This is a genomic window from Protofrankia sp. Cj3 (assembly GCF_917627355.1).
In the GTDB taxonomy this organism is placed as follows: domain Bacteria; phylum Actinomycetota; class Actinomycetes; order Frankiales; family Frankiaceae; genus Protofrankia.
On sequence record NZ_CAKJTR010000297.1, the window covers coordinates 1 to 3,768 of the forward strand.

The 3,768-nt window shown below is 62.7% G+C and carries 5 protein-coding genes; 1 reads left to right on the forward strand and 4 read right to left on the reverse strand.

Annotated features, from left to right (window positions below; all coding sequences use genetic code 11):
* Window positions 1-47: 47 nt before the first annotated feature.
* The 4 genes from MJ783_RS23825 to MJ783_RS22605 form a co-directional block, all read right to left on the reverse strand.
* Complete coding sequence (locus MJ783_RS23825; RefSeq protein ID WP_370651781.1) at window positions 48-263, reverse strand: NTP transferase domain-containing protein; 216 nt, start codon at window positions 261-263, stop codon at window positions 48-50.
* Window positions 260-919 (reverse strand): hypothetical protein, encoded by a 660-nt coding sequence (locus MJ783_RS22600; RefSeq protein ID WP_239313757.1) that lies wholly within the window; start codon window positions 917-919, stop codon window positions 260-262. Before MJ783_RS22600 ends, MJ783_RS23825 begins: the two co-directional genes overlap by 4 nt.
* Window positions 912-1,625, reverse strand: a complete 714-nt coding sequence (locus tag MJ783_RS23830; protein WP_370651782.1) for a phytanoyl-CoA dioxygenase family protein — start codon at window positions 1,623-1,625, stop codon at window positions 912-914. The genes MJ783_RS22600 and MJ783_RS23830 overlap by 8 nt, the downstream gene beginning before the upstream one ends.
* A gap of 372 nt (window positions 1,626-1,997) precedes the next feature.
* Window positions 1,998-2,408, reverse strand: a complete 411-nt coding sequence (locus tag MJ783_RS22605; protein WP_239313760.1) for a hypothetical protein — start codon at window positions 2,406-2,408, stop codon at window positions 1,998-2,000.
* 170 nt (window positions 2,409-2,578) lie between these two features.
* On the opposite strand from MJ783_RS22605, the gene MJ783_RS22610 reads away from it, so the two are divergent.
* Complete coding sequence (locus MJ783_RS22610) at window positions 2,579-3,715, forward strand: helix-turn-helix domain-containing protein (RefSeq protein WP_239375846.1); 1,137 nt, start codon at window positions 2,579-2,581, stop codon at window positions 3,713-3,715.
* Window positions 3,716-3,768 lie beyond the last annotated feature (53 nt).

Genomic DNA, 3,768 nt, shown 5'->3' on the forward strand with positions numbered 1-3,768 from the left:
AACAGGTCGGAACCTGTCCAGGCTGGTTGGTGTGGACGAACAGGAGGTCAGCCCTGGAAAGCTCGCCGTTGAAGTGTTCCCGGATCATGTCTTCGTGATGGTGGACGGCCACGACCACCGGTCGTAATTTGGCGCAGAAGACGGCATACGAGATGTTCCAGGTAAGGCCGCCCGGCCACAGGGAGCATTGTTTTAGGCATCCGGGCGCCGAGGTCGCCGAGACGAGTACCCGGCCCGGCCGCTAATACGATTGCGCCCGTCACGTCTTGTCGCCGCGTACGAAGAGAGCTTGACGGCGTGCCACGAAGTTGTCATGACTGTCCTCGCTCGCTGGATCGCAATGTACCCGCCGATAGAGGTCGAACGTCAGAACCTGGATCTCGGCGATACCGAAAGGCGCCTTACGGTTGAGGTGAATCGCTTGGTCGTAATTGTTAGTCGTCGCCGCAGAAAGCCCCGCGTGGTCACGTTGCCTGTAATCACGCCAAGGGGCGAACTGAAGTTCACCGTGTCTGAGTAGAAGTTCGGAAGGTTCGGGTGTCAACCAAAGTGCCTCGCAACACGTGGCTACAGCTTCGAGGGCATCCTCCGATGCGATCACCAGCCGGTAACCCCATACGTCCAGCATGACGCGCAGCGGTTCGCCGAATCGGCGCATCTTGGCGACAACGGCGTGAGCTTCCTTCAGCCGCGCGTCGACGACTACCGTGCCAGGCTCGATGTCGCCGTTCCCATCCATCGTGTTCGGCCGTTCCTCGGCCAGGAACGACTTGTAACCTGCCGTGCCGAGGTGATCGGCGAGATCCCGCTGTCCCGCCCGAAGCTGCGCCGTCCATTCATCCCTGTGAGAGACTAGATGGCCAAGGACGTTTGCATAGTCGTCTTCGGTTACGGGCGAGAGATCGGAAAGGTTAGGCATGGGATAGCTCGTTTCGGCCGGAGTAGATGCGCCGACCGTTTACTAGCCGGCACCGTCGGGGGTCTTCCTCGGATAGTTCGTCAACACTTCGGTACGCAAGGGTCAACACTACCCGAGGCCCCTCGGCCGACGCGCCACCTCCCGCGTGGTAGAGCTGCCCGTGCATCAGGATAGCGTCACCCGCCGAGGCAGGCAGGGGCACCGCCTGGTCACCCATCGAGGAATAGACCGGTGATTGATCAAGCCACGTACCGCCGTTGTTGGGACGACCAGTAGACGGCCATAGATGGCTTGCGGGGATAATCCGCGTGGCTGACGCGAGATCAGTGCAGTCCGAAAGGTAGACGAGAACGGTAAGAATACTGCGACTCCATTGCAAGACGTCTCTGTGGAGCCGGTCCGTCGAGGGCTCGCGATAGGTACTGAGATGGTTGTGACGGTTTTCTACCAACTCGACATTAGGTCCGAGGACCGGATCTAGAGCATTTAGTAGCCGGTCGGAGGTCGCAATTGCGAGGTACGCCGGATCCATCGACACAGCGCGATCGATTCTCGTTCGTCCAGGCTTGTTGGTGACCTGTCCGTTGTACGGCTGCTCGGCGACACGGTCAGCGATCTCGCGGAGATTGGCGCATTCCTCGGCGCCGACTAAGCCGGGTACGCGGAGATAGCCGACGTTGTGAAAGAAGACGACCGGGGCATTCATCGTTTCTCCTTCATGCCAGATGCGGGAAGGTGGGGGTGTACGTTCATCTACTTCGGCCCGTCCGCGCGCAGCGAGACGTTTAGACGGACTGGACTCGGACGATCGCCGAACAGCACCCGCCGAACGGTGCTGTGTACCGCATCAACCACGCTTTCTTGACCCACCGCGTAGCCGGTTAGACCCTGCGTCCCGGAAAATGTGACGGGATGGCTAAGGGGAGGGGGTAACTCCAACGACAGGACATGGGCAAGAGCTTGACGCACGGCGTCGTCAGGCGTACCCGGATCAAAAATCTTGCGTAGCAGCTCGGCGCGCTCGCTGTGGGGTTCGCTCATGGCCCTAGAACAGCACTTGAAGGCGGTCGACGACTCTTTACAGCGTCGGAAGGTCGACGTCTGGACCTGAAAGGCGTTGATCTGGCCGCACCGGGGAAGGTGTTCGGATCGGTAGTCCGGTTGCTGTCACCGGGCGATGTCCCCACCGGTACGGACGGAGAGGCGAACCCCAAAAATCGAGACGATCGGGTATCGAATCGGCGTGCCGCTGCGCGGCATCCTGGGCGGCCTGATTCAGCAGACGGCACGCGGCGTGCGCGATGTCTTCCCGGTCGTACGCCGCGACAGCCTCCAGCGGTTCGTCCGCCGTCACATCTTCCTGCCAGGCGGCATCCGTGGCGCGCTGGCGTAGCTCCGCCGTCGGTTCGGCGTGAACGACGATCCACTGTAGGGACGTGTTCGTGTCGTCGCCTGGCGGGACGACCACGTACGTCTCTTCAAGATCCATCCTCTGCTCCCCGCTTGCCGTTCTGCGGCCTGGTCCGCGCTCGCCAGGGGGCCGCTAGGCGGGCGCCCCGGTCGTGCGTGGCCCGCGAATGCGGTACCAATACGCCTAGACACAGAATGGTCACCCTGCGCCGATGTCACTAGGGGCAGAGGTAGGGGCATCATGGGCTCATGGCGGTTGGCGACCTGATCCGAGAGCTACGCTCGGCCCGTGGGTGGTCGCAAGGACGCTTGGCGTCCGAACTGGTCAAGGCGTCCGACGGGAGCACGATCACCCGCGAGACCGTCTCCCGGTGGGAACGCGGCGCGATCAGATGCCCTAATGCCTTCTGGCTAAGGCATCTCGCCGGAGTCCTACAGGTCCCGCTAGAGGTTCTGGAGGATGAGAACGTGGACCGTCGCCGCTTCACCAGCATTGCCGCTGTCGCTACCGGCATAGCTCCGATCATTGCCTCTGATCTGATCCACGGCGGATTCTCGGCCGCCCTGGCCGGTGGCCCGGACGTGGACGAGTGGCGCGAGGTTCTGACGAACTACGGGCGCGACTACATGTCGTTGGGCGCAGGCGAAATACAGAAGCGGCTCACCGCTGACATGCTCGTGATCCAACAGCAGCTCGACCGGCCGGAACGGTGGGAGATTGCCGCACGGCTGGCAACTCTGTACGCCAAGACCTACCCCGGCAGCGACGGCGTCAAGGCCGTCACCTGGTACCGCACGGCGACGCAGGCCGCTGATCGGTCGGGAGATCCGGCTACGCGGGTATGGGTGCGTGGACGCGCCGCTATCGCCCTGGGATACGAGGGTGCGGCTCTAGGCGTCGCTGAGACGCTCGCGAGGGAGGCTGAGCAGATAGACGACCGGCCCTCACTCGGCAGGCTGAACGCGGTCATGGGACGCGCGCACGTCGCGGCAATTCGTGGCGACGATCAAACGGCGCTCACTCTTCTAGACCAGGGTCGCCGGATCTTCGACGTCGCTGGAAGCGACGAACAGGAATCGGACTACGCCGTTCCCTATTGGCGGATGAACGTCTTCGAGTCCCTGTTGCTCGCGAGGCTAGGAGACGAGAACGGCGCACTACGCGCCCAGGACACCGCGTCCGCGACGTTGCCCGCTAGCCTGCCCCGGTTCGCGACCCACCTAGAGATGCACAAAGGGCTGATGCTGGCCCGTGCTGGTGACAAGGCCGGAGGCGTCGCGTACGCACAAACCGCACTGGACAAGCTCCCACCGGAAAAGCACAGCCTGACCCTGCGTCTCCTCATGTCCGAGGTTGAAGACGCAACCGGACCGACCGACGTTTGAGGTCGACAGCGTTCACCTCACGGTATTGCGATGGTCGAACCACGGGAACGGGC

What these genes read in the sequence shown, in the direction of transcription:
- MJ783_RS22600 (WP_239313757.1), bottom strand. Translation starts at nt 919, where the DNA reads ATGCCTAACCTTTCCGATCTCTCGCCCGTAACCGAAGACGACTATGCA.
- MJ783_RS23830 (WP_370651782.1), bottom strand. Translation starts at nt 1,625, where the DNA reads ATGAATGCCCCGGTCGTCTTCTTTCACAACGTCGGCTATCTCCGCGTA.
- MJ783_RS22605 (WP_239313760.1), bottom strand. Translation starts at nt 2,408, where the DNA reads ATGGATCTTGAAGAGACGTACGTGGTCGTCCCGCCAGGCGACGACACG.
- MJ783_RS22610 (WP_239375846.1), top strand. Translation starts at nt 2,579, where the DNA reads ATGGCGGTTGGCGACCTGATCCGAGAGCTACGCTCGGCCCGTGGGTGG.